At 52.3% G+C, this 21,158-nt stretch carries 23 protein-coding genes and 2 pseudogenes; 13 read left to right on the top strand and 12 right to left on the bottom strand.

The annotated features are described in order from the left end of the window. The first annotated feature begins 221 nt into the window (after window positions 1-221). The gene (gene edd, locus OWK27_RS09560) at window positions 222-2,033 is read left to right on the top strand and encodes a phosphogluconate dehydratase (protein ID WP_267590299.1); all 1,812 of its coding nucleotides are present in this window, start codon (window positions 222-224) and stop codon (window positions 2,031-2,033) included. A 39-nt stretch (window positions 2,034-2,072) separates the two neighbouring features. Next, window positions 2,073-2,714: a bifunctional 4-hydroxy-2-oxoglutarate aldolase/2-dehydro-3-deoxy-phosphogluconate aldolase gene (gene kdgA, locus OWK27_RS09555; protein WP_023300441.1), complete on the top strand. Its 642-nt coding sequence runs from the start codon at window positions 2,073-2,075 to the stop codon at window positions 2,712-2,714. 51 nt (window positions 2,715-2,765) lie between these two features. Here the strand turns inward: kdgA and purT are convergent, their stop codons facing one another. Further along, window positions 2,766-3,944 (bottom strand): formate-dependent phosphoribosylglycinamide formyltransferase, encoded by a 1,179-nt coding sequence (purT, locus tag OWK27_RS09550; protein WP_267590298.1) that lies wholly within the window; start codon window positions 3,942-3,944, stop codon window positions 2,766-2,768. 171 nt (window positions 3,945-4,115) lie between these two features. Between purT and OWK27_RS09545 the strand changes: the two genes are divergently transcribed. Together OWK27_RS09545 and ptrB are read left to right on the top strand one after the other, a co-directional pair. Then, window positions 4,116-4,766, top strand: coding sequence for a tellurite resistance TerB family protein (locus tag OWK27_RS09545; protein WP_267590297.1), 651 nt, complete (start codon window positions 4,116-4,118; stop codon window positions 4,764-4,766). A gap of 75 nt (window positions 4,767-4,841) precedes the next feature. Beyond that, a complete protein-coding gene (ptrB, locus tag OWK27_RS09540) occupies window positions 4,842-6,917 on the top strand; it encodes an oligopeptidase B (RefSeq protein ID WP_148418064.1) in 2,076 nt (691 codons plus the stop codon). On the opposite strand, the gene exoX is transcribed toward ptrB, so the two are convergent. The 3 genes from exoX to OWK27_RS09525 form a co-directional block, all read right to left on the bottom strand. Then, window positions 6,899-7,561 (bottom strand): exodeoxyribonuclease X, encoded by a 663-nt coding sequence (gene exoX / locus OWK27_RS09535; RefSeq protein ID WP_148418063.1) that lies wholly within the window; start codon window positions 7,559-7,561, stop codon window positions 6,899-6,901. The genes ptrB and exoX overlap by 19 nt on opposite strands. A gap of 24 nt (window positions 7,562-7,585) precedes the next feature. Then, entirely contained in the window at window positions 7,586-8,236 is a 651-nt protein-coding gene (locus OWK27_RS09530) for a carbon-nitrogen hydrolase family protein (protein ID WP_267590296.1), read from the bottom strand. Between the two features lie 111 nt (window positions 8,237-8,347). Then, a complete protein-coding gene (locus OWK27_RS09525) occupies window positions 8,348-8,578 on the bottom strand; it encodes a DNA polymerase III subunit theta (RefSeq protein ID WP_003859784.1) in 231 nt (76 codons plus the stop codon). Window positions 8,579-8,715: 137 nt separating this feature from the next. Between OWK27_RS09525 and yobA the strand changes: the two genes are divergently transcribed. The 3 genes from yobA to OWK27_RS09510 are packed head-to-tail and all read left to right on the top strand — an operon-like array spanning window position 8,716 to window position 10,313. Next, window positions 8,716-9,087, top strand: coding sequence for a CopC domain-containing protein YobA (gene yobA / locus OWK27_RS09520; RefSeq protein WP_267590368.1), 372 nt, complete (start codon window positions 8,716-8,718; stop codon window positions 9,085-9,087). Between the two features lies 1 nt (window position 9,088). Then, window positions 9,089-9,958 (top strand): copper homeostasis membrane protein CopD, encoded by an 870-nt coding sequence (gene copD, locus OWK27_RS09515; RefSeq protein ID WP_267590295.1) that lies wholly within the window; start codon window positions 9,089-9,091, stop codon window positions 9,956-9,958. A gap of 16 nt (window positions 9,959-9,974) precedes the next feature. Beyond that, window positions 9,975-10,313, top strand: coding sequence for a YebY family protein (locus OWK27_RS09510; protein WP_176610045.1), 339 nt, complete (start codon window positions 9,975-9,977; stop codon window positions 10,311-10,313). A gap of 321 nt (window positions 10,314-10,634) precedes the next feature. On the opposite strand, the gene OWK27_RS09505 is transcribed toward OWK27_RS09510, so the two are convergent. From OWK27_RS09505 to OWK27_RS09480, 6 genes are all read right to left on the bottom strand, one after another. Continuing rightward, window positions 10,635-11,720, bottom strand: coding sequence for a tyrosine-type recombinase/integrase (locus OWK27_RS09505; RefSeq protein WP_267590294.1), 1,086 nt, complete (start codon window positions 11,718-11,720; stop codon window positions 10,635-10,637). Then, window positions 11,689-11,961 (bottom strand): excisionase, encoded by a 273-nt coding sequence (locus tag OWK27_RS09500; protein ID WP_267590293.1) that lies wholly within the window; start codon window positions 11,959-11,961, stop codon window positions 11,689-11,691. The genes OWK27_RS09505 and OWK27_RS09500 overlap by 32 nt, the downstream gene beginning before the upstream one ends. A 157-nt stretch (window positions 11,962-12,118) precedes the next feature. Further along, window positions 12,119-12,787: a hypothetical protein gene (locus OWK27_RS09495; RefSeq protein ID WP_267590292.1), complete on the bottom strand. Its 669-nt coding sequence runs from the start codon at window positions 12,785-12,787 to the stop codon at window positions 12,119-12,121. Between the two features lie 289 nt (window positions 12,788-13,076). Beyond that, the gene (locus OWK27_RS09490) at window positions 13,077-13,379 is read right to left on the bottom strand and encodes a hypothetical protein (protein WP_267590291.1); all 303 of its coding nucleotides are present in this window, start codon (window positions 13,377-13,379) and stop codon (window positions 13,077-13,079) included. Between the two features lie 316 nt (window positions 13,380-13,695). Next, window positions 13,696-13,914, bottom strand: coding sequence for a hypothetical protein (locus tag OWK27_RS09485; RefSeq protein WP_267590290.1), 219 nt, complete (start codon window positions 13,912-13,914; stop codon window positions 13,696-13,698). Then, complete coding sequence (locus tag OWK27_RS09480; RefSeq protein WP_094312765.1) at window positions 13,911-14,048, bottom strand: DNA methyltransferase; 138 nt, start codon at window positions 14,046-14,048, stop codon at window positions 13,911-13,913. Before OWK27_RS09480 ends, OWK27_RS09485 begins: the two co-directional genes overlap by 4 nt. A 117-nt stretch (window positions 14,049-14,165) precedes the next feature. Between OWK27_RS09480 and OWK27_RS09475 the strand changes: the two genes are divergently transcribed. The 3 genes from OWK27_RS09475 to OWK27_RS09465 are packed head-to-tail and all read left to right on the top strand — an operon-like array spanning window position 14,166 to window position 16,091. Next, window positions 14,166-14,372 carry a hypothetical protein gene (locus OWK27_RS09475; RefSeq protein ID WP_267590289.1) on the top strand — a complete coding sequence of 69 codons (207 nt, stop codon included), beginning with the start codon at window positions 14,166-14,168 and terminating at the stop codon, window positions 14,370-14,372. After that, window positions 14,314-15,303 (top strand): phage minor head protein, encoded by a 990-nt coding sequence (locus OWK27_RS09470; protein WP_420712945.1) that lies wholly within the window; start codon window positions 14,314-14,316, stop codon window positions 15,301-15,303. Before OWK27_RS09475 ends, OWK27_RS09470 begins: the two co-directional genes overlap by 59 nt. Window positions 15,304-15,359: 56 nt before the next feature. Beyond that, on the top strand, window positions 15,360-16,091 hold the full coding sequence (locus OWK27_RS09465) for a hypothetical protein (RefSeq protein WP_267590288.1): 732 nt from the start codon (window positions 15,360-15,362) through the stop codon (window positions 16,089-16,091). 161 nt (window positions 16,092-16,252) lie between these two features. Here OWK27_RS09465 and OWK27_RS09460 read toward each other — a convergent pair. Beyond that, window positions 16,253-17,399: pseudogene (locus OWK27_RS09460) on the bottom strand (IS3 family transposase). Window positions 17,400-17,606: 207 nt separating this feature from the next. Beyond that, window positions 17,607-18,692 (bottom strand): acyltransferase family protein, encoded by a 1,086-nt coding sequence (locus OWK27_RS09455; RefSeq protein ID WP_267590287.1) that lies wholly within the window; start codon window positions 18,690-18,692, stop codon window positions 17,607-17,609. Between the two features lie 249 nt (window positions 18,693-18,941). On the opposite strand from OWK27_RS09455, the gene OWK27_RS09450 reads away from it, so the two are divergent. The 3 genes and pseudogenes from OWK27_RS09450 (at window position 18,942) to OWK27_RS09440 (ending at window position 21,120) form a co-directional block, all read left to right on the top strand. Further along, window positions 18,942-19,250: a hypothetical protein gene (locus OWK27_RS09450; protein WP_242172320.1), complete on the top strand. Its 309-nt coding sequence runs from the start codon at window positions 18,942-18,944 to the stop codon at window positions 19,248-19,250. Between the two features lie 176 nt (window positions 19,251-19,426). Then, window positions 19,427-19,849, top strand: a complete 423-nt coding sequence (locus tag OWK27_RS09445; RefSeq protein ID WP_242173231.1) for a translesion error-prone DNA polymerase V autoproteolytic subunit — start codon at window positions 19,427-19,429, stop codon at window positions 19,847-19,849. 2 nt (window positions 19,850-19,851) lie between these two features. Further along, window positions 19,852-21,120: pseudogene (locus OWK27_RS09440) on the top strand (Y-family DNA polymerase). Window positions 21,121-21,158: the final 38 nt, after the last annotated feature.

Here is a 21,158-nt window from a genome sequence, read left to right as displayed (position 1 = left end):
CCCGAAGGTGTTATTTTACCGGTAACATGATCTAACACAGCAACGGGCACAATTTTTAATCTTTTAAGCTCCGCGTGGATTCACCCGCGGGGCTTTTTTTATTACACTTTCGGAAGACATTTTGCCCCTGTGCTCCGGACACCAGGCGTTTCAGCGTTGTTAACCATCGCCAGAGACTATGTAAACTCCCGAGCCCGGACAGATAAATTAGAGGAGCTTTTATGAATCCGACATTGTTACGCGTAACACAGCGCATTATTGAGCGCTCGAAAGAGACCCGTTCAGCCTACCTTGCCCGCATCGAACAGGCGAAGAGCGAAACGGTTCACCGATCGCAGCTGGCATGCGGCAATCTGGCCCACGGCTTTGCGGCCTGCCAGCCCGGTGATAAAGACGCGCTGAAGAGCATGCTGCGTAACAATATCGCCATCATTACCTCCTACAACGACATGCTCTCTGCGCACCAGCCGTATGAGGTCTACCCGACTATCATCCGCAACGCGCTGCACAGCGTAAACGCGGTGGGGCAGGTCGCGGGCGGCGTGCCGGCCATGTGCGACGGCGTGACTCAGGGGCAGGACGGCATGGAGCTGTCGCTGCTGAGCCGCGAGGTGATCGCCATGTCGGCGGCGGTTGGCCTTTCTCACAATATGTTTGATGGCGCGCTCTATCTGGGCGTCTGCGATAAAATCGTCCCCGGCCTGGTGATGGCCGCGCTGTCGTTTGGCCATCTGCCCGCGATTTTTGTGCCGTCAGGCCCGATGGCAAGCGGTTTGCCGAATAAAGAAAAAGTCCGTATCCGCCAGCTGTACGCTGAAGGGAAGGCGGATCGTCAGGCGCTGCTGGAAGCGGAAGCCGCGTCCTACCACGCGCCGGGCACCTGTACCTTCTACGGTACGGCTAACACCAACCAGATGGTGGTGGAGTTCATGGGGATGCAGCTTCCGGGCTCGTCGTTCATCCAGCCGGATGCGCCACTGCGTAAAGCGCTGACCGAAGCTGCGGCCCGTCAGGTGACGCGTCTTACCGGCAACGGTAACGAGTGGATGCCGATGGGCAAAATGGTGGATGAAAAAGTCATCGTTAACGGCATTGTTGCCCTGCTGGCGACCGGCGGCTCAACCAACCACACCATGCACCTTGTCGCGATGGCGCGCGCGGCGGGCATTCTGATCAACTGGGATGACTTCTCCGATATCTCGTCCGTGGTGCCGCTGATGGCGCGCCTGTACCCGAACGGTCCGGCGGACATCAACCACTTCCAGGCGGCAGGCGGGGTGCCAGTGCTGATGCGCGAGCTGCTGAATGGCGGGCTGCTGCATGAGGACGTGAACACGGTGGCGGGCTTTGGCCTTCACCGCTATACCCTGGAGCCGTGGCTGAACAACGGTGAGCTGGACTGGCGCGAAGGGGCGAGCCACTCTCTCGATCCGCAGGTCATCGCAACCTTCGAACAGCCGTTCTCTCCTCACGGCGGCACTAAGGTGCTGAGCGGCAACCTTGGCCGCGCGGTGATGAAAACCTCTGCCGTGCCGGAAGAGAACCAGGTTATCGAGGCGCCGGCGGTGGTGTTTGAAAGCCAGCATGATGTTTTACCTGCCTTTGAAGCAGGGCTGCTTGATAAAGACTGCGTGGTTGTAGTACGCCATCAGGGGCCAAAAGCGAACGGAATGCCAGAATTACATAAACTTATGCCGCCGCTTGGTGTATTATTGGACCGCCGTTTCAAAATTGCGCTGGTGACCGATGGACGCCTCTCGGGTGCGTCCGGTAAAGTGCCTTCTGCTATCCACGTCACTCCGGAAGCCTACGACGGTGGTTTGCTGGCGAAAGTGCGCGATGGTGACACGATCCGCGTTAACGGTCAGACAGGCGAGTTAACCCTGCTGGTGGATGAGGCCGAGCTGGCGGCACGTCAGCCGCACATTCCTGACCTGAGCGCGTCGCGCGTGGGTACCGGACGCGAAATGTTTGGCGCGCTGCGTGAGAAACTCTCCGGCGCGGAGCAGGGCGCAACCTGTATTACGTTTTAAGACGACTTGATTTTAACGATCTGGCGAGAGAAAACTCTGATGAAAAACTGGAAAACAAGTGCAGAAGCAATCCTGACCACTGGCCCTGTCGTGCCGGTTATCGTGGTGAATAAGCTGGAGCACGCCGTACCTATGGCGAAAGCGCTGGTTGCGGGCGGCGTTCGCGTTCTGGAAGTGACCCTGCGTACTGCCTGCGCGATGGACGCGATCCGCGCTATCGCGAAAGAAGTGCCGGAAGCCATTATCGGGGCGGGCACCGTTCTGAACGCGCAGCAGCTGGCGGAAGTGACCGAAGCGGGCGCGCAGTTTGCCATCAGCCCGGGCCTGACCGAGCCGCTGCTGAAAGCGGCAACCGAGGGCACTATTCCGCTGATCCCGGGTATCAGCACCGTCTCTGAGCTGATGCTGGGTATGGACTACGGTCTGAAAGAGTTCAAGTTCTTCCCGGCGGAAGCCAACGGCGGCACCAAAGCGCTACAGGCGATTGCGGGTCCCTTCTCACAGGTGCGTTTCTGCCCGACGGGCGGCATCTCACCGGCCAACTACCGCGACTACCTGGCGCTGAAAAGCGTGCTGTGCATCGGTGGCTCCTGGCTGGTTCCGGCGGACGCGCTGGAAGCAGGCGACTGGGATCGCATCACTAAGCTGGCTCGCGAAGCGGTTGAAGGCGCGAAGCAGTAAGCCTGTTGCCGACCTGCAAAATAAAAAAAACGGGCCTGATGGCCCGTTTTTTTATCCTTCGACCTTCACGCCTGCGGCGGCCGCTTTCGCCCTCGCGACCGCATCGTCTACGGTATTACCCGTCGCTAAGGCCACGCCCAGACGACGGGTGCCGTCGATCTCCGGTTTACCAAACAGTCGGACCTGCATTCCGGCGCCAACCGCCTCTTCGACGTTATCAAAGGTAACGTTCTGGCTGGTCAGCTGCGGCAGAATAACCGCTGATGCCGCCGGGCCGTACTGGCGGATGCCGCCAACCGGCAGGCCGAGGAAGGCGCGTACGTGCAGCGCGAACTCGGAGAGATCCTGCGAAATCAGCGTAACCATTCCGGTATCGTGCGGGCGAGGGGAGACTTCGCTGAAAATCACCTCGTCACCGCATACAAACAGCTCGACGCCGAACAGGCCATAGCCCCCAAGGGCCAGCACCGTCTTGCGGGCGATCTCCCGCGCGCGCTCCAGCGCCAGGGCGCTCATCTGCTGCGGCTGCCAGGATTCGCGATAATCGCCGTCTTCCTGGCGATGGCCAATCGGATCGCAGAAATGGACGCCGTCCACGGCGCTGACGGTCAACAGGGTAATTTCAAAATCAAACTTCACCACGCCTTCCACGATGACGCGACCGGCCCCGGCACGACCGCCCTGCTGGGCATAGTCCCAGGCCATGTCCAGCGTGCTGCTGTCGCGGATAAAGCTCTGCCCTTTGCCGGAGGAGCTCATCACGGGCTTAACGATGCACGGGTAGCCAATTTCTTCAACGGCCTGAATAAACCCGGCTTTATCGCCGGCAAAACGGTAGCTGGAGGTCGGAAGCTGCAGCTCCTCGGCCGCCAGACGACGTATACCTTCGCGGTTCATGGTCAGTTTTGCCGCCTTAGCACAGGGCACCACGCGCTGTCCCTCCTGCTCAAGGGCGATCAGCATATCGGTGGCAATGGCTTCAATCTCCGGTACCACGAAATCCGGCTTTTCCCCGGCAATTAACGCGCGCAGGGCGTTACCGTCAAGCATGTCGATAACGTGCGAGCGGTGAGCAACGTGCATGGCAGGTGCATCCTTATAACGATCAACCGCAATCACCTCGACGCCCAAACGCTGGCACTCAATGGCCACTTCTTTTCCCAGTTCGCCCGATCCTAACAGCATGACGCGCGTCGCGGCAGGACGCAGCGCAGTTCCTAAACGAGTCATAAAAATCCCCCTGAAAACGATGCGGGCAGTATAAACGAAAACGTTTGCGTCTGTCTTGCCCGTGACCGCCGCGGCAGGCGAGAAATTTGCGCTTCTTTAGCACTGACAGACATTTCCTGACACCTGCTCGCTTAGGCTGTGAACGTTAAGCACCGTTACGTGAGGAAAAATATGTCAGGCTGGATGAATCAACTGCAATCCCTGTTGGGACAAAAACGCTCGTCGTCCGGCGAGCAGGGGCTAAGCAAGCTGCTGGTGCCGGGCGCGCTCGGCGGGCTGGCCGGTTTGCTGGTCGCCAATAAATCATCGCGCAAGCTGCTCACTAAATACGGCACCGGCGCGCTGCTGGCGGGCGGAGGGGCCATTGCGGGCTCCGTTTTGTGGAACAAATATAAAGACAAGGTGCGCAGCGCGCATCAGGATGAACCGCAGTACGGAAACCAGGTGTCGCCGTTAGATTTACGCACCGAGCGGCTGCTCCTCGCGCTGGTGTTTGCGGCCAAAAGCGACGGCCATATCGACGATAACGAACGCGCCGCGATTGACCAGCAGATGCGCGAAGCGGGCGTTGAGGAGCAGGGCAGGGCGCTGGTGGCGAAAGCTATCGAACAGCCGCTCGATCCGCAGCGCCTGGCGCAGGGCGTAAAAAACGAAGAAGAGGCGCTGGAACTCTATTTCCTGAGCTGTGCCGCCATCGACATCGACCACTTTATGGAGCGCAGCTACCTGAACGCGCTGGGCGATGCGCTGAAGATCCCGCAGGACGTTCGCGAGGGCATCGAGAAGGATATCCAGCAGCAGAAACAGGCGCTTGTGGGCTAGGAGGCCATGTTTCGCTTGCATCATGCGCGCGTTTTGCCAACCTTATAGGATGTAAAACGAAAAAGTAAGAATGCCATGCCTCCAAAAGCCCGACGTACTCCTTATGCGATCGTCACGCATGGCGATACGCGTATAGATAACTACTACTGGCTGCGGGACGACTCTCGTTCCCGGCCAGAAGTGCTCGACTATCTGCACGAAGAAAACGACTATGGCCGGAAGGTCATGGCCACCCAGCAGGCGCTTCAGGATAGGCTGCTGAATGAAATGGTGCAGCGTATCCCCCAGCGCGATATCTCCGCCCCGTGGACCAAAAACGGCTATCGCTATCGCCATATCTATGAACCCGGAAACGAGTATCCCATCTACCAGCGACAGTCGGTGTTGAGCGCCGAGTGGGACGAATGGGATATACTGCTGGATGCCAACAGGCGCGCGGCCCACAGCGAGTTTTACACCCTGGGCGGCATGTCGATCTCACCGGATAACGCCATTATGGCGCTGGCTGAGGATTACCTCTCCCGCCGCCAGTACGGGTTGCGTTTTCGCAATCTCGAAACGGGAAACTGGTATCCCGAGATGCTGGAAAATGTCTCCCCGGATTTCGTCTGGGGCAACGATTCGGAAACGGTCTACTACGTTAAAAAGCATGCCTCAACGCTGCTGCCTTACCAGGTGTGGCGTCATACGGTAGGGACCGATTCCGCCGACGATGAACTGGTCTACGAGGAAAAAGACGAAACGTTCTACGTCAGCCTGCATAAAACGTCATCGCGCCACTACGTGATTATTTTCCTCTCCAGCGCCACGACATCCGAAGTGCTGCTGCTGGATGCCGAACTGCCGGATGCGCAGCCTTTGTGCTTCCTGCCGCGCCGTAAAGATCATGAGTACAGCCTCGATCACTTCCAGCACAGCTTTTACCTGCGCTCCAACCGGGAGGGCAAAAACTTTGGTCTCTATAAGACCAAAGTACGCGATGAACGCAAGTGGGAAGTGTTAATTCCCGCGCGCGATCAGGTGATGCTCGAGGGCTTTACCCTGTTCACCGACTGGCTGGTGGTGGAGGAGCGACAGCGCGGGCTGACCAGTATCCGCCAGATCAACCGCAAAACCCGCGAGGTGGTGGGCATTGCGTTTGACGATCCGGCCTACGTGACGTGGATTGGCTTTAACCCGGAACCGGAATCGTCACGTCTACGGTACGGGTATTCCTCCATGACCACCCCGGATACGCTGTTTGAGCTGGATATGGATACCGGGCAGCGTCAGGTGATTAAGCAGGCGGAGGTCAGAGGGTTCGAGTCGGAAAACTACCGCAGCGAGCACCTGTGGGTGACCGCGCGCGACGGCGTTGAAGTCCCCGTGTCCCTCGTCTATCACAAGGACCACTTCAGCAAGGGCAAAAACCCCATCCTGGTCTACGGCTACGGCTCTTACGGATCCAGCATGGATGCCGATTTCAGCAGCAGCAGGCTGAGCCTGCTCGACCGCGGCTTTGTCTATGCCATCGCCCATATTCGCGGCGGCGGCGAGCTTGGGCAGCACTGGTACGAAGACGGTAAATTCCTCAAAAAGAAAAACACCTTTAATGATTACCTTGACGTCTGCGACGCGCTGATCGCGCAGGGGTATGGCGATCCGCAGCTCTGCTTTGGCATGGGGGGCAGCGCGGGCGGAATGTTAATGGGGGCCGTAATCAACCAGCGTCCCGAACGTTTTAAGGGGGTTATCGCTCAGGTGCCGTTTGTGGACGTTGTGACGACCATGCTGGACGAGTCCATACCGCTGACGACCGGCGAGTTCGAGGAGTGGGGTAACCCGCAGGATGAAACGTATTACCGGTACATGAAGGAGTACAGCCCTTACGATAACGTCGAGGCGAAAGCCTACCCGCACATGCTGGTGACCACCGGCCTGCACGATTCTCAGGTCCAGTACTGGGAGCCCGCGAAATGGGTGGCGAAGCTGCGCGAGCTGAAAACCGACGATAACCTGCTGCTGCTGTGTACCGACATGGATTCCGGGCACGGCGGTAAGTCAGGGCGATTTAAATCGTACGAAGGGGTGGCGCTGGAGTACGCCTTTTTGATTGGCCTGGCGCAGGGCACGCTGCCAGGCCATGCGGGAACTCAGGCTTCGCCTAAGTAATGCTTCAGCGTCAGGCGCAGTTCCGGGCTCATTCTGTCGAGGTTGTTATACAGCCAGCGCAGGTAGCCCGGATCCTTATCCGCGACTTCCGCCACCGGTTTTCCACGATATTTACCGAACGTGAAGGTGGTCAGGAGCGCGGGACGCCCGGTTATGGTTGCCATATCATCCGGCGTCCAGCCAGAGGTATTCATGATGTCTATCAGCAACGCGGCGGTGATGTAGCAGTCATACAGGGCCCGGTGATGGTGCAGCCCCTCCGGCGTCCGCACGCTGAGCTTGCGTGACTTATACAGCGCCATATTGCTGTACTTGATCCCCGGCCACAGGCGGCGCGCCAGCTTCATGGTGCAAATCCACTCGCCGGGCATTTCCGGCAGCACGCGGCGGTCAAAGCTGGCGTTGTGCGCCACGTACCACTGACTGCCGTGATAGTGAGGAATGATCTCTTCAATCCACGGCTTGTCCGCCACCATCGACTCCGTAATGCGATGAATGGCCATCGCCTGCGCGCTGATGGGGCGATCCGGCCGCACCAGGTGACTCATCGGGTTGACTATCTTTCCGTCAATCACGTCGACGGAAGCGACTTCCACAATTCCACCCTGCAAATCGCAAGTTTCGGTATCGATAACGCGCAGCATCGATCGCTCCTGATCCTAAAATGCCTAGCCTAAAGGAATGATATCGCCTTGCCAACCCTGTCGGCCTAAAGAACCGGTTAGCAGCAGCTCGCCCTTATCGGCGCGAACGATCAGCTGGCCTTTCTCATCCCATAGCGCGCTCCCGCCGCGCGCGTTCGCCATTAAAACGGCGATAGCGTATTTGTGTGCGAAGCGCTGTAGCGCGCTAATGGACTGCCGCCAGCGGTGATCGCCCACCGCAAGGCTGCTGGTAAACAGCGTCGCCTCCGGATCCAGCTCCGGGGCTTCACCCTGGTTATCAACGATGGCTAAGCGTTTGTCGCCTGGGATTACGCCCGCCCCGTTGCCCTGGGGGTAACGGTGAATGGTCGAGAGGCTGGGGGTAAAAAGCGCGAGTCCCTTCTGGCGCTGGCCGTGTTGCTGGAGCGTTACGCCGGCAATTACCGTGATAAAGCGCGACTGCGCGGCGTGAAGGAGGGGAGCAAGCTGTAAATCGTCGGGTGGCGGAGGTAACGTTGGATCTCCGGGGCCGGTAAGCGACAGCTCCGGAAAGACGATTAAATCGCACCCTTGCCGGGCTGCTTCGTCAATGAAATGCAGGTGGTGTTTTACGTGCTCGTCTACGCAGCCGTGCCGCGGGGCATACTGGGCCGCGGCAATATTCCATCGTGACATCGTGACTTCCTTATACACTGAGTCGCTGGGATTCTAAGATTACACCTAAATTTATCAGGGTTTTCTTATCCTGCCACATAACGCGTAAGGAAGTGTAACGAGACGTTAAGCTTATTTAACTTTAGGTTCGTACGGCAGGCGCGAGAGGTTAACCGACGCGAGGCGATGCGCGATCAGGCGTTCGCGAAACCAGTCGCGAAGATGCGCGGGCTGCTCACGTTCAACCACTTCGGCCACGACGGGCATGTTGTAACGCTCTTTAAATGCAACGCCAGCGGCGGCGAGATCGACGTTCACTTTGTCCATCTCGTCCTGAGGAAGGGCGGCCAGATTAACGTTCATTTCCTTCTCCTTTTTCTGCGGCGGCAACGTTACCGCGATTATTCAACGATGACAAGGGAGCAAAGGATGATCCTCGACTCGTCTATTATACAGCGTTATTCTTTACCATTCAGGCATAACGAAAAGGAATGATTGTGATGCATCTTACCCCTTCCCACGTCGCGTGCGCGCTGGTTTTCCTTGTCTCCTCGGCAATCACGCCCTCGGCTCTGGCCCACGCCCATCTTAAACAGCAATCCCCGCAGGAAAATACCGTCGCGGCGGCGCCGGAGGTCATCACCCTGAGCTTCTCGGAAGGCATTGAGCCGGCCTTCAGCGGCGTAGCGGTGACCGACGCGCAGCGGCAGAAGATCAAAACCGGCCCGGTGAAGCGTGACGAGAAGGACAACGCGCGGCTGATCGTTCCTCTTGAGCAGCCGCTGGCGACAGGTACCTACACGGTGGACTGGCACGTGGTTTCAGTGGACGGCCACAAAACCAGGGGCAGCTATCGCTTTAGCGTGAAATAGTATGCTGGCACTGAGCTACGTAGCGTTACGCTTTATCCATTTTTCCGCGCTGATGCTGCTCTTTGGCAACGCGTTATACAGCGTCTGGTTTGCGCCATCGTCGCTGCAGCGTCTGATGACGCAGCGTTTCCAGCTACACCAGAAGGTCGCGGCCCTCATTGGCCTGGTGACGGCTGGGCTGATGTTTGGCCTGCAAAGCGGATTGATGGGCAACGGCTGGGGCGATGTCGTTCGCCCGGAGGTCTGGCGCAGCGTGCTGGGGACGCAGTTTGGCGGCGTCTGGCTGTGGCAAATGGTTCTGGCAGCGGTCACCGTGGGCGCAGCATGGCTAGCACCACATAAAGGCTCACGGCTGTTACTGCTTGCCATGGGACAGCTCGTGCTGCTGGCAGGGGTTGGGCATGCCGCGATGGACGCAGGCGCTCCGGGGGCGCTGCACCGTCTGAACCATGCGCTTCATCTTCTTTGTGCCGCGACCTGGCTGGGCGGTCTGGTGCCGCTGCTTTTCTGCATGCGTCTGGCAACAGGGCGCTGGCGGCCAGCGGCTATCTTTACCATGATGCGCTTCTCCCGCGTGGGGCATTACGCCGTTGCAGGCGTGCTGCTTACCGGGCTCGTAAATACGCTGTTCATCGTTGGCATTGACGTGCCGTGGCAGGCGCCTTACGTACGGCTGCTGTTGTTTAAATGTGCGCTGGTCATCATGATGGTGGCAATTGCGCTGACGAATCGGTATTTTCTGGTGCCACGCTTTCGCCCTGAGGCCGGGCGGGAACAACAGATTTTTATCAGGATGACACAGGCAGAAGTGGTGCTGGGCGCGCTGGTGCTGGCGGCAGTCAGTCTCTTCGCGACCTGGGAACCCTTCTGACAAGGTTAATAAACATATGAAAAAGACACTGCTTTCTCTTTTACTTCTTACCAGTGCGGGCAGCGCGCTGGCCGCACCGCAGGTCATTACCGTCAGCCGTTTTGAGATGGGCAAGGATAACTGGGCGTTTAATCGCGAAGAGGTGATGCTCACCTGCCGTCCCGGTCACGCGCTGTACGTCATTAATCCCAGCACGCTGGTCCAGTATCCGTTAAATGACGTGGCAGAGCGGCAGGTTGCCAGCGGGAAAAGCAATGGTCAGCCCGTCAGCGTGATTCAGGTTGACGATCCGGCTAATCCGGGGCAGAAGAAGAGCCTTGCACCGTTCATTGCGCGCGCAGAAAAGCTCTGTTAGCCGTCAGGTTTCCAGTAAAAAAAAAACCGCAGGGCTTGCAAAAGCGCTGCGGTTTTTCACATTTAGTGATGTTCTGACGCTTTTTTTCAGGCCACTTTTGCTGTGGACTGGAAAACCTGACGTCGTCATCTATTCTTAAAGGGCAAGGCGACAGAGCCTGCATTAATGCCAACTTTTAGCGCACGGCTCTCTCCCAAGAGCCATTTCCCTGGACCGAATACAGGAATCGTATTCGGTCTCTTTTTATCTATTCATTTTTCAAGGGCTTAGCGGTCTCAACACGAACGCCCCCGAAAATTTTTCGAACATTCCATATCCTGCCTAAACCATAACATACTCTGCACCGCGTGCGTCCAGGTATTTTTGGGTCTTTGTTAAATTTTTGTGGCCGAGTAAGCGCTGAGCAAATTCCTCTCCGCGCTCCTTTTCATAGAGCCTGCTCGCCAGACTTCTGATCTCATGGAAAGGCGGTGGGTTAGGTCCAAATTTTAACCCGGTCGAATCCCTTATCTCTGCAAATGCCTGGGTGAGTCCGTCAGGAGTTAGCGGCCCCGGCTTTCTCCCGCCGCGGCGAACCGGCGAGAAAAGCATGAAGTCAGAAGGGTTGTTCACCCGGCATCGTTCAATGACATCCTGCAACACAAGCCCGGCGACGTCCATCCTCAAATCAAGGGGAAGCGCCAGTTTGTGACCTGTTTTCTCCTGAGTAACGAAAAGCCTCCCGTCTTTGACGTCACTAAACCTGAACAGAGAGATATCTTCCCGCCGCTGGCCTGTGACAAGCGCCAGGTCGAATGCATTTGGCGCCCAGTCAGAATGAGTTAACGCAGCCTGGCGGATGGCGGTGAAATGTTCGAGCAATAAGCGCTCTCGTTTAACTTTCGGTGTCGGCGTTCGCGTCGGCTCGGCTGGGTTCTTGTCGACATGACCTTCTACGATCGCCTCCCTGAAGATGTCCATTAAGACTGAAAGCAGCCCGGAGGCCATGCTCTTTTTATCGCAGAGAATGTACGATTCAAGGAATGAGGCGATATCCTTTGTTGTAATTGATGCGAGGGGTATTTTTCCGAACTCTTCCTTTATCGCGGCGATCTGGTTTTGCCTGACCTTCATCGTGTTTGGTTTCAGCTCGCGCCGCTCGAGAATTACCTCGTAACGCTCAAGCCATGCAGCCACTGTGAAAGTGGGCACGTCTTTTATGCGATGCAGGAGAGAAGAGGGAAGGTAATTCTGGTCGATGTAGTTGTTGGCCTCAATGGCCTGGGCAACAGCGTCTTTGCGATCAATCCGGCCAAGAGAAATCTCCTGCCCGGTCAACGGATTGCGCCAGCTGTAAAGTCTGTCTCTTTTACGATAGGTCAGTTTACGGGGCAGGTTAGCGTCGTAACGTACTGGCCTTTTCTCCATGAGTCAGTCTCTCCAGTAAGGTGCCGCCGGAAGGCAGTTTGGTGGGTTTCGGTTTAGCGCGCAGATTCTTCTTGCGCGGATCCAGGTAAATAGCGTCAGGCTGAACCTTATATTCCTTTCCGTGCAGCTCTGGCGCGGGATAAATTCGCCCCTCCCGCGTCCATCGACGCAGGGTAGAAAGGGAGGGTGGAGTCGCGTAGACCTCAGCAGCCCATTCCTGCAAGTTGAGAAGCTTAGCCATGTGAACTCCTTAGCTGCTAGGCATTATAAGCGAGGCCGCGTTGACGTGTTGATTATTTGAAATTAAAAATATATATTGTTTCGTTCCGTTTAAATTGCATGAAAATGAAATTGGTGGGTCTATACCCACCAATTAAATCCATGACTTGTGAAGAATCTTAATTGGTTGCAAAAAGATATTTGAAATAAAACTCTTTGGGGTCGCTAATGTTTATTGTTACCGTGTTGTTTTTAAGGTGGGTAAATGTGTTGTCATGTATTTGTAGAACCAAATCTTTTAATTTTAATAAATTTACGATGGAAATATAATCCTTCATATGATCGCGGTAAACTCCGTCCCATATAATTGATGCGTGTTTTATCAAATTGGGTTCTGTTTTGCTCAATCGGTAAATGACATTTGTCTGTTTTGGATTCTGCGCTTCACATATCAAGCTACCGTTATGGAGCAATCCATTTCGTAATGACACTAATGATTCAATGTCATCCGTTGTTAGACTTGTATTCATTTCTAAACAGCGCTTGATGCCGTTCTTTTTATTTGATGATTTTCCAAATGGAGTATATAATTCGCCCAATTGATCAAGAATAGCAAAAGATGTCATTAAAGGAACATATTGATTTGTTCTAGTGTTGTTAAACGATGCAGTAAGTGTTTCTCTTAGATCATATAAACTTGAAGACAAAAAGCATTTTAAAAGCTTTGTTTTGCTAGTAATGGTTGAAAGATGTATATATGCGAGTTCGTGAATGTTTAAATCTTCAATGTTTTTAGTATGATAAAAGTCATACGCATTTGCGGGGATTGTTGGGATAAAATTAAGCATGTTTTTCTCTATTTCTAATCATGGTGGTGTAATTATCGGCTGAAAATCTTTTTTCTTTAAGTGAGATTGCTCAAGTCGGTACTACCTTTATTTTAATGCTAATCGAGTTTAGCTTTGATTTTTGCAGTAAGTCAAATAACTGCGAAATGAATTTCGGAGAGGGGTAGGCAAGCCTTGAAATATTGGGTACTATTTTAAGTGCGCAAAAAGTGTGCTAATCGACGACAAGAAATGGTAGTAATACGCTGAAGCTCTTCAATCTCTGCTGCCGTGTCGATGATGTCCATGGTCACTCCTTGCCGAGGGCTTTGTTGATGGCATGTAGCGCCTTCTTTCCGACAGGTTCATCTTCGAGCCGCCAGTTACCGGCATCGCCTGAATCAGCGAGCTGCTTATAGTTTTCGAACAGGCATTGCAGTGCTTCAAATAGCTCGGGAGCTGCGGCGATGAGATAAGCATTGGCTGCGCACTCTGCTGCACGAGATTCGTCTGAAGTCATGATAAAGCCAAGCTGCAGACCGGCTTTGTCTTGCTTGCAGATCCTCCCATCTTTACCGGTCCACGGGCCCGGTGTACCTTTGAATTCTTCCATTTCTCACTCCTCCAATTGTCTGTTAATTCTGTTGAAGGTGAACGCCACCAATAAAAAAGGCCGCTTTAGCGACCTTGTGATGTGCGATGTCATGGCTGTATCCACCCTTTACCTTTGACGTGCTGAATAACGCCAAGCTTCCTGAGCGACTGGAGCCGGCGGTCAAGAATACGGAAGACGTCCATTGGGTGCTTTCCTTCTGCCTCAGCAATGACGAGGCACTCCTGTCTGACGGAAGGGCTAAATAGCTCGGAAAACGAGGTTGGCTGAGCACCGAGAGCGCTTAACACCTCGCTATCCAGTTTCGCGCATTTGGTCACGGTTCCACTCCGAAGCGGCGATTAAGCCGCCCTGTGTATACGACCAACTCCAGGAGGCTAACTCCAAGAGCTTCAATTTTCTTGTGATGCTTGTTAATGATGGGAGGCACAGTTTCGTTCCAGTTAGGCTTTGGCTTCTTGCGCATGGCCTGCTGTATTTCCTCGGTGTAGCGGCGACAGGCTGCGCGGATGGCGTTGTCAGTTTCAGGCGTCATGCGGCCTCCGTCGTCTTTTTGAAGGAGTGAGCAATTCGCGCAGAAGCGATGGTTACGTAATCCGGGTTCAGGTCGATGCCGATGAAGTTAAACCCTTCCTCGATGGCTGCCCGGCCTGTGCTCCCGCTTCCCATCCACGGATCAAGTACGGTACCGCCAGGCAGAGTAATCAGCCTGCAGAAGCAGGTGAGGAAATTACCTTAGGTTGGTCTGATTTGCTGGCGCCGAGCCAGGCAGAGAAGATTGCCAACATGGATAAACTCGCCGACGTAGCCGTGAAGTCGACGAACGCCTTTGGCCGCTCAGCTATCGCAGAAAATGAGATTCGCGCGGCAGGCGAACTGAAAGCCCTGCCTGAACTTGATGATGAGGTGCCGCCAGATGGCAACAAGCCAAAGCCTGATCCACTGGCCGACCCAGAATCAGAAGCCGAAAAGTCCGGTGATACCACGGTCTAAAGTTGACCCCACAATGTCGCGTAAATCCGTAAGCAGAATGGAGCGCGACATTGAGGACAGGTATTACTCGATAAAGGTAGCGTTGAAAGCACTATTCGATCAGCGCCTGACCGGGAGAGAGCGTGAGGTAAACAGCCATAACTGGCATTTCCTGTGCCACGACAACGGCGCGGATATGCGGCTCTACCAGGTCAACGCTGGCAAGTACATATACGACATGTCGGCGCAGGAACTGGCAGACCTGCTGGAAGCAGTGCAGGGTATTCTCGACGATTACCTGCTGGATGGTGGCGAGCAAAACCTGTGGGCGATGGATTACGTCGTCGCAGAAGCACAGCGCGGCACGTTAGAGGCGTTCAACAACCTCTCGCAGCAGTCGCAGTTGTACGCCAGCCAGACGACGTTACAGCAGCTTTTAAGCAGCCCCGGCTATCTGAACCAGATATCGGCGGCCAGGCTGACAACGTTCAGCGACTGGAAGGTCATAAGCGACACTACCCGCGGTGACCTGACAAATATCATCACTGACGCTGTGGCGCGCGGGGTGAATCCTCGAGAGACGGCCAGCGTCATCAGCAAACGCCTCGATGTGTCGATGTCGAAGGCAAAGAACATCGCTCAGACTGAGCAGGTCGGCGCGCTGCGTGAAGCTCAATGGAACGAAACGGACTGGGCTTCCGAGAGGCTGGGGCTAAATACCGGTCTTCTCCATCTTTCAGCGCTTAAGCCTACCATCAGGATAACGCATGCATTCTGTCATGGAAAGGTCAGAACCGTGCAAGAGGTGCGCGACTGGTATGCAGTAGATGGTAACAAATACCACTGCTATTGCAGCCAGATTCCGATACTGCTCAACGACGACGGCAGCATCTTCAACGAAGGGTTGACGGTACGGCTTTCGAAAGAGAGAAAGTCATGGGAAAAGCTTTAGAAAGTTCCACTTTCGGTTTATAAACCCTCTTACATGAAAAAGTAATGTGAGGGGTTATGGATTACAGATTTTTTGTGAAGCTGTTTTCTCAAGATAGCTTTCGTGAGAGTTTCATTAACGGCCAGTTGTACATGAATCCCCTTAGCTACTTCATAAGAGTTGAGGACGAGAGTGCCAACAATGTCGCTGATAAACACGAAGGAGTTAGCGGCTGGCTACAGCCGGATGAACATATTTTGAAGATCGGCTTGCCCGGAGAAGAAATCATACTTACTCAAAATGATTTCGCAGGCCCAATAACCATAAAAATGGATTGGGTTGATAACATTAATGTCTTCTGCATGACCCATCTTCATTCCCATGGAATTCTATCAAGACCATTTTACGAACATGAAGTCGATAAATTAAATGGTTATTACAAGCTGCCACCTGAAGCAGAAAATCTTGGGCAGTATTTTGCATTTGTGTGGGATGAAACCGAATTTATGTCAAGGGTTATCAACAAGCTAGATAGCTTGATTGCATCTGGTGAAGTGTTGTCATATCGGTGCGAACCTATCGTCTATTTTGATGAAAAACGAACACTTAAATTTGACCAGTTTTCCCTCTCATCTGTCTTTAATAAACGCAATTCATACAGCCATCAAAACGAATTCCGTATCGCTATATACCGAGCATCAAGGAATGGAAAGCCGTTCACTCTGGATATTGGCTATATAGGTGACATTGTAAAAATAGGGAATACCAACGAATTCAATAAATTGATAAAAATTGATTTGAAACCGTAATCACAAGGTCGCTTCGGCGGCCTCTTTTATTGCCTGAAATCCACCTAACGAGGACCCAGCATGAAACGCAACCGCGTTAACGTGCTGACCGTGGTCAACTCCGCTTCAACATCACTACTGAAACCATAGACGGCAAGCCACATTGAATCGCCACGGATAATCTAGACACTTCTGAACCGTTGATAATATAGGTTTTCATATTCAGCCGGTGGCATCTGCTCGCTCGAACCATGACGACGCTTACTGTTATAAAACATTTCGATATAATCAAAAATATCGCTTCTGGCTTCGTCTCTCGTTCCGTAGATCCTTTTCTTAATCCGTTCGCGTTTCAGTAGCTGGAAAAAGCTTTCCGCAACCACGTTGTCGTGGCAGTTACCGCGACGACTCATGCTGCCTTCCAGACCATGTGATTTCAGGAACGACTGCCACTCATGACACGTGTACTGACTGCCCTGATCAGAGTGAACCAGTACCTGCTTTTGAGGATTACGCCTCCACACCGCCATAAGTAATGCGTTCAGGACAATCTCTTTTGTCATGCGGGGTTGCATTGACCAGCCGATAACTTTTCTGAAGAACAGGTCAACCACCACGGCCAGATACAGCCAGCCTTCGTGGGTTCGGATGTAGGTTATGTCCGTCACCCAACGCTCATCCGGTGAGTCCGGATTGAACTGCAGCTGGAGCCTGTTGGGTGTCACGATGCTGGTTTCGCCTATACGTGCCCGTGGGCTACGATACCCAACCTGAGCTTTTATTCCGGCACGCTTCATCAGCCGCCAGACCCGGTTCACTCAGCACTGCTGTCCGGTATCACGCAGATCGAGATAGATCTTGCGATAACCATAGACGCAGCCAGACTCAAGCCAGAACTGTTTGATCTGCCCGGTCAGTATCTGGTCTGTCTGGTGACGCTGTGAATGTGGCTGCTGAAGCCAGAAATAAAATCCACTCGGATGGACATCCAGAACCCGACAGAGCAAACGAACAGGCCAGCAACGGCTGTTGTCGCGGATAAAGGCGTACCTCAGTCGGACAGCTTTGCGAAGTACGCCGCGGCTTTTTTAATATGTCCCGTTCGTCCGTAACCCGCTTCAACTCTTTCTGTAGACGGCGGATCTCGGCCTGAGCATCTGACTGTTCATTATGAGTGTAAGAATCCGGACCGTACTTCTTTATCCAGGCGTAAAGACTGTGAGTGGTGATATCGAGACGTATTGCAACCCTGGAAACAGAATGACCACGATCAACAACCTGTTTGACTGCTTCAATTTTAAACTCTTCGGGATAACGTTTACCGCTCATGGGCACCTCTCTTGAAATCATCTTAAATGACTCTGGGATGTCTGTTAAATCCGTGGCGATTCAAACTTTTATATGAAAGGAGCAGTAAACGCATCATTGTCTGTCACTAGGGCAATGATAACCATGCGACAAATTTCAACAGGCGTGTGGACTGAAATATCAAGGAACTTCTGATTATATGGCGCTCAAGTAACGAGCGCCTATTTCCTATGCTTGTCTCATTTTAAACTTGTCTAACGCTACCCTTGCGATCTTGGATGCTGGTTTTTCTATGCATACATGTATTGCATAAGCTAGTACGAAGCTTGTAAGTAAGAGGAAGAGGAGTCTGGAAAAGCCGTGCAATTCAGCATAGTAAGGGAATATTTTCTTTATATCATACATATATCCAGAAACTACTAGGTGAACTAAGTATAAAGGGTATGATATATCACCAAGAAATGACAGTATTTTAGATTGTTTAAGCCCATAATACCGTTCATAATTCAAAAAAGATACAAGCAACAAGAAACATGGTATGCCAATATCAAGCGGCCCGTGGGGAATGTCACCTCTTGATATACTTAATAGGAAGAATGCCATGCTAATTATAATAAAAGGTTTTGTGGTATTTTTTAAAAACACATAAGACTCATTTCTTTTTATATTTAGATAAAGCTCGCAGGCAATCATCCCAAAAATAAATTCAAGCATTAATGGAGAACCCACCAATTTTATTAGTCCTGAAGTTTCTCCATTCCCTATCGTGGTGTGAGGGTTGAATGAAATAAAGCCGTTAAAATAATAGTTGGCTGAGATGAACAAAAGAACGATAATAGAAGAGGCGATTATGGTTCTTTGTTTGTGATTTAAAAGTAGTCCTAATGAAAAAATAAAATAAAATAATATTTCGTAAGTTAATGTCCATGCTGTGTTTATAGAAGAGTAACCAAACCATGGAGCAGGTTTGGTGTAGTCAAAGTGTATGAAAAGTAAGGATTTAATGGCTAGCTCAACATCGAAAGTAGACTGATACTGCATTATCACCCAAACAATGAAAACAGCTATATATACTGGGTAAATTTTAAAGAATCGTTTTGCGTAGAATGAAATCAAGGAATTATCATGCTTAGTTGAGAGGACAATAACAAAGCCACTAATCATAAAAAACAAATCTACCCCAAAGAATGCGCCATTGAATAAAATATCACCAAGATCCTTTTGAACATATACATCATTTAATATTCTTCTATAATGGTACATAACAACAAATAAAGCTGCCAACCCTCTTAAATAATGTATGGAAAATAACATGATAATCTCACAATGAGTGTGCTCAGAATTGTGATGATTGTACCATATTTGGAAGAGCTCCGTTAATAGATGTCTTGTCACAAGGCGCAAGAACTACTAATAATGTGATGAAATCCACCTATTTACTGTCTGATATTTATTCAGTTCACCAAGTTAGACACACCTTAACAATGCCGTAATAGAGATGATTGACTGCATAAGATTACTGATCAATGCTGTGTATGCATACAGTTATTTTGTGAGGTAATTATGCCACGCACAGCAGATATACACACCGCCTTCGTTGCGGCCTCAGAGTCATTCCTTCCACCTTCTTCCAGTATTGTTGAAACGCAGCAAGGGTATGATGTCATTGAGAAAGAAATGCTGTTTAAGATAGGAGGTACCTTGCTCATCTGGTTTTGCGGACGCCAGCAGCATGCATATTGGGCCGGTGACGTGCTGATTACTGATGATGGTGAAGCCATCGAAGGCGAGGCGCTTGATGACGTTCGCTTGGTATGTGTGGTTACGCATACCATTCGCCCAGTTGTTTCAGACGAAAACCCTTTCATGTAGTATCCAAAATGAGCAGTCGACACTCTTCCTTTTGAAATTTACAAATACCAAAAAACGAATAGCGTTACAGGCTTACAAACGAAGCGGCTAATAAGTGGCCACACATAAACAAGCGACCATCTTGATCAATATCCCAGTTAAAACAACTGTATATAAAAACAGTATTTGAAGTGTGAATCAAGGAGTTCTTCAGACCAGCAGAGTTACGTGAAATTATTGCTATCCCTCTGTTCAGCGATTTAGTGCAATGCGGGTTCCCGAGCCCGGCCGCTGATTACGTTGAGCAGCGTATCGATCTCAATGAGTTGCTAGTGTCCCATCCCAGTTCGACGTATTTCGTAAAAGCTGCCGGAGACTCAATGATTGAGGTGGGGATCAGCGACGGCGATCTGCTGGTGGTGGACAGCTCACGCACAGCTGAGCACGGTGATATTGTCATTGCCGCGGTGGAAGGGGAGTTCACTGTTAAGCGATTGCAGCTGCGCCCGACCTTCCAGCTTATTCTGATGAACAGCGCTTACTCACCGATCATCGTCGGCAGCGAAGATACGCTTGATGTGTTCGGTGTCGTGACTTTCATCGTTAAATCGGCGAGCTGAATATGTTTGCACTCTGTGATGTGAATTCGTTCTAAGCATCATGCGAGACGGTGTTTCGACCTGATTTGAGGGGGCGGCCGATGGTCGTTCTCTCGAACAATGACGGCTGTGTAATAGCACGCAGCGCCGAGGCCAAAGCCTCTGGTATTACTATAGGAGAGCCGTTCTTCAAGCAAAAAGAGTTGTTCCGGCGCGCTGGTGTTGTCTGCTTCAGCAGCAATTATGAGCTGTACGCAGACATGTCGAACCGGGTGATGAGGACACTCGAAGAAATGAGCCCTCGCGTCGAAATTTACAGCATAGACGAAGCCTTCTGCGACCTGTCAGGCGTAAGAAACTGCCGGGACCTGACTGAGTTCGGAAAAGAAATCCGCGAGACAATTTTACAGCGGACTCATCTTACTGTCGGCGTTGGCATAGCCCAGACCAAGACGCTGGCGAAGCTTGCTAACCATGCTGCGAAAAAATGGCAGCGGCAGACTGGCGGTGTGGTTGATCTCTCAAACGTTTAACGTCAGCGGAGGCTATTGGCGCTTGTTCCTGTGGAGGATGTCTGGGGCGTTGGTCGTCGCATCAGTAAGAAACTAAACACTATGGGCATCAAAACAGCAATGGACCTCTCAGAACAGAGTGCGTGGATTATCCCTAAATACTTCAACGTCGTGCTGGAGCGAACGGTGCGTGAGCTACGCGGCGAGCCATGCCTAGACTTGGAAGAGTTTGCGCCGGCAAAACAGGAAATCGTCTGTAGTCGTTCGTTCGGCGAACGCGTCACCGAGTATGAACAGATGCGCCAGACTATCTACAGTTATGCGGCCCGTGGTGCTGAAAAACTTCGTGGTGAGCATCAGTACTGCCGCTTTATCTCTGCGTTCGTGAAAACCTCTCCGTTTGCGCTGAACGAGCCATATTACGGCAACAGCGCATCGGTAAAGCTGCTGACCCCGACACATGATTCCCGCGACATCGTCAATGCTGCGGTAAAGTGCCTGGACAAAATTTGGAAGGATGGTCACCGCTATCAAAAGGCTGGCATTATGCTGGGCGACTTCTTCAGCCAGGGTGTAGCCCAACTCAACCTGTTTGATGAAAATGCGCCGCGTAACGATAGCGCATCTTTGATGAACGTTCTGGATCAACTCAATGCTAAGGGTGGCAGAGGTACGCTCTACTTTGCCGGTCAGGGCATTCAGCAGCAATGGAAAATGAAGCGTGAGATGTTATCGCCAAGGTATACGACAAGATATTCAGACCTACTGGTTGTTAGGTAACTAAAGATCTAAATCTCCGGCGACAAGTCGCCGGATGC

The sequence above is a fragment of the Enterobacter cloacae complex sp. 2022EL-00788 genome (assembly GCF_026627565.1).
GTDB lineage: Bacteria > Pseudomonadota > Gammaproteobacteria > Enterobacterales > Enterobacteriaceae > Enterobacter > Enterobacter pasteurii.
Note: the sequence above shows the minus strand (reverse complement) of the source record. Positions and strands in the feature narration are given on the sequence as shown.

Excerpts from the sequence above, each read along its gene's own strand:
- edd (WP_267590299.1), top strand. The coding sequence starts at position 222 with ATGAATCCGACATTGTTACGCGTAACACAGCGCATTATTGAGCGCTCG.
- kdgA (WP_023300441.1), top strand. The coding sequence starts at position 2,073 with ATGAAAAACTGGAAAACAAGTGCAGAAGCAATCCTGACCACTGGCCCT.
- purT (WP_267590298.1), bottom strand. The coding sequence starts at position 3,944 with ATGACTCGTTTAGGAACTGCGCTGCGTCCTGCCGCGACGCGCGTCATG.
- OWK27_RS09545 (WP_267590297.1), top strand. The coding sequence starts at position 4,116 with ATGTCAGGCTGGATGAATCAACTGCAATCCCTGTTGGGACAAAAACGC.
- ptrB (WP_148418064.1), top strand. The coding sequence starts at position 4,842 with ATGCCTCCAAAAGCCCGACGTACTCCTTATGCGATCGTCACGCATGGC.
- exoX (WP_148418063.1), bottom strand. The coding sequence starts at position 7,561 with ATGCTGCGCGTTATCGATACCGAAACTTGCGATTTGCAGGGTGGAATT.
- OWK27_RS09530 (WP_267590296.1), bottom strand. The coding sequence starts at position 8,236 with ATGTCACGATGGAATATTGCCGCGGCCCAGTATGCCCCGCGGCACGGC.
- OWK27_RS09525 (WP_003859784.1), bottom strand. The coding sequence starts at position 8,578 with ATGAACGTTAATCTGGCCGCCCTTCCTCAGGACGAGATGGACAAAGTG.
- yobA (WP_267590368.1), top strand. The coding sequence starts at position 8,716 with ATGCATCTTACCCCTTCCCACGTCGCGTGCGCGCTGGTTTTCCTTGTC.
- copD (WP_267590295.1), top strand. The coding sequence starts at position 9,089 with ATGCTGGCACTGAGCTACGTAGCGTTACGCTTTATCCATTTTTCCGCG.
- OWK27_RS09510 (WP_176610045.1), top strand. The coding sequence starts at position 9,975 with ATGAAAAAGACACTGCTTTCTCTTTTACTTCTTACCAGTGCGGGCAGC.
- OWK27_RS09505 (WP_267590294.1), bottom strand. The coding sequence starts at position 11,720 with ATGGAGAAAAGGCCAGTACGTTACGACGCTAACCTGCCCCGTAAACTG.
- OWK27_RS09500 (WP_267590293.1), bottom strand. The coding sequence starts at position 11,961 with ATGGCTAAGCTTCTCAACTTGCAGGAATGGGCTGCTGAGGTCTACGCG.
- OWK27_RS09495 (WP_267590292.1), bottom strand. The coding sequence starts at position 12,787 with ATGCTTAATTTTATCCCAACAATCCCCGCAAATGCGTATGACTTTTAT.
- OWK27_RS09490 (WP_267590291.1), bottom strand. The coding sequence starts at position 13,379 with ATGGAAGAATTCAAAGGTACACCGGGCCCGTGGACCGGTAAAGATGGG.
- OWK27_RS09485 (WP_267590290.1), bottom strand. The coding sequence starts at position 13,914 with ATGACGCCTGAAACTGACAACGCCATCCGCGCAGCCTGTCGCCGCTAC.
- OWK27_RS09480 (WP_094312765.1), bottom strand. The coding sequence starts at position 14,048 with ATGGGAAGCGGGAGCACAGGCCGGGCAGCCATCGAGGAAGGGTTTAAC.
- OWK27_RS09475 (WP_267590289.1), top strand. The coding sequence starts at position 14,166 with ATGGATAAACTCGCCGACGTAGCCGTGAAGTCGACGAACGCCTTTGGC.
- OWK27_RS09465 (WP_267590288.1), top strand. The coding sequence starts at position 15,360 with ATGGATTACAGATTTTTTGTGAAGCTGTTTTCTCAAGATAGCTTTCGT.
- OWK27_RS09455 (WP_267590287.1), bottom strand. The coding sequence starts at position 18,692 with ATGTTATTTTCCATACATTATTTAAGAGGGTTGGCAGCTTTATTTGTT.
- OWK27_RS09450 (WP_242172320.1), top strand. The coding sequence starts at position 18,942 with ATGCCACGCACAGCAGATATACACACCGCCTTCGTTGCGGCCTCAGAG.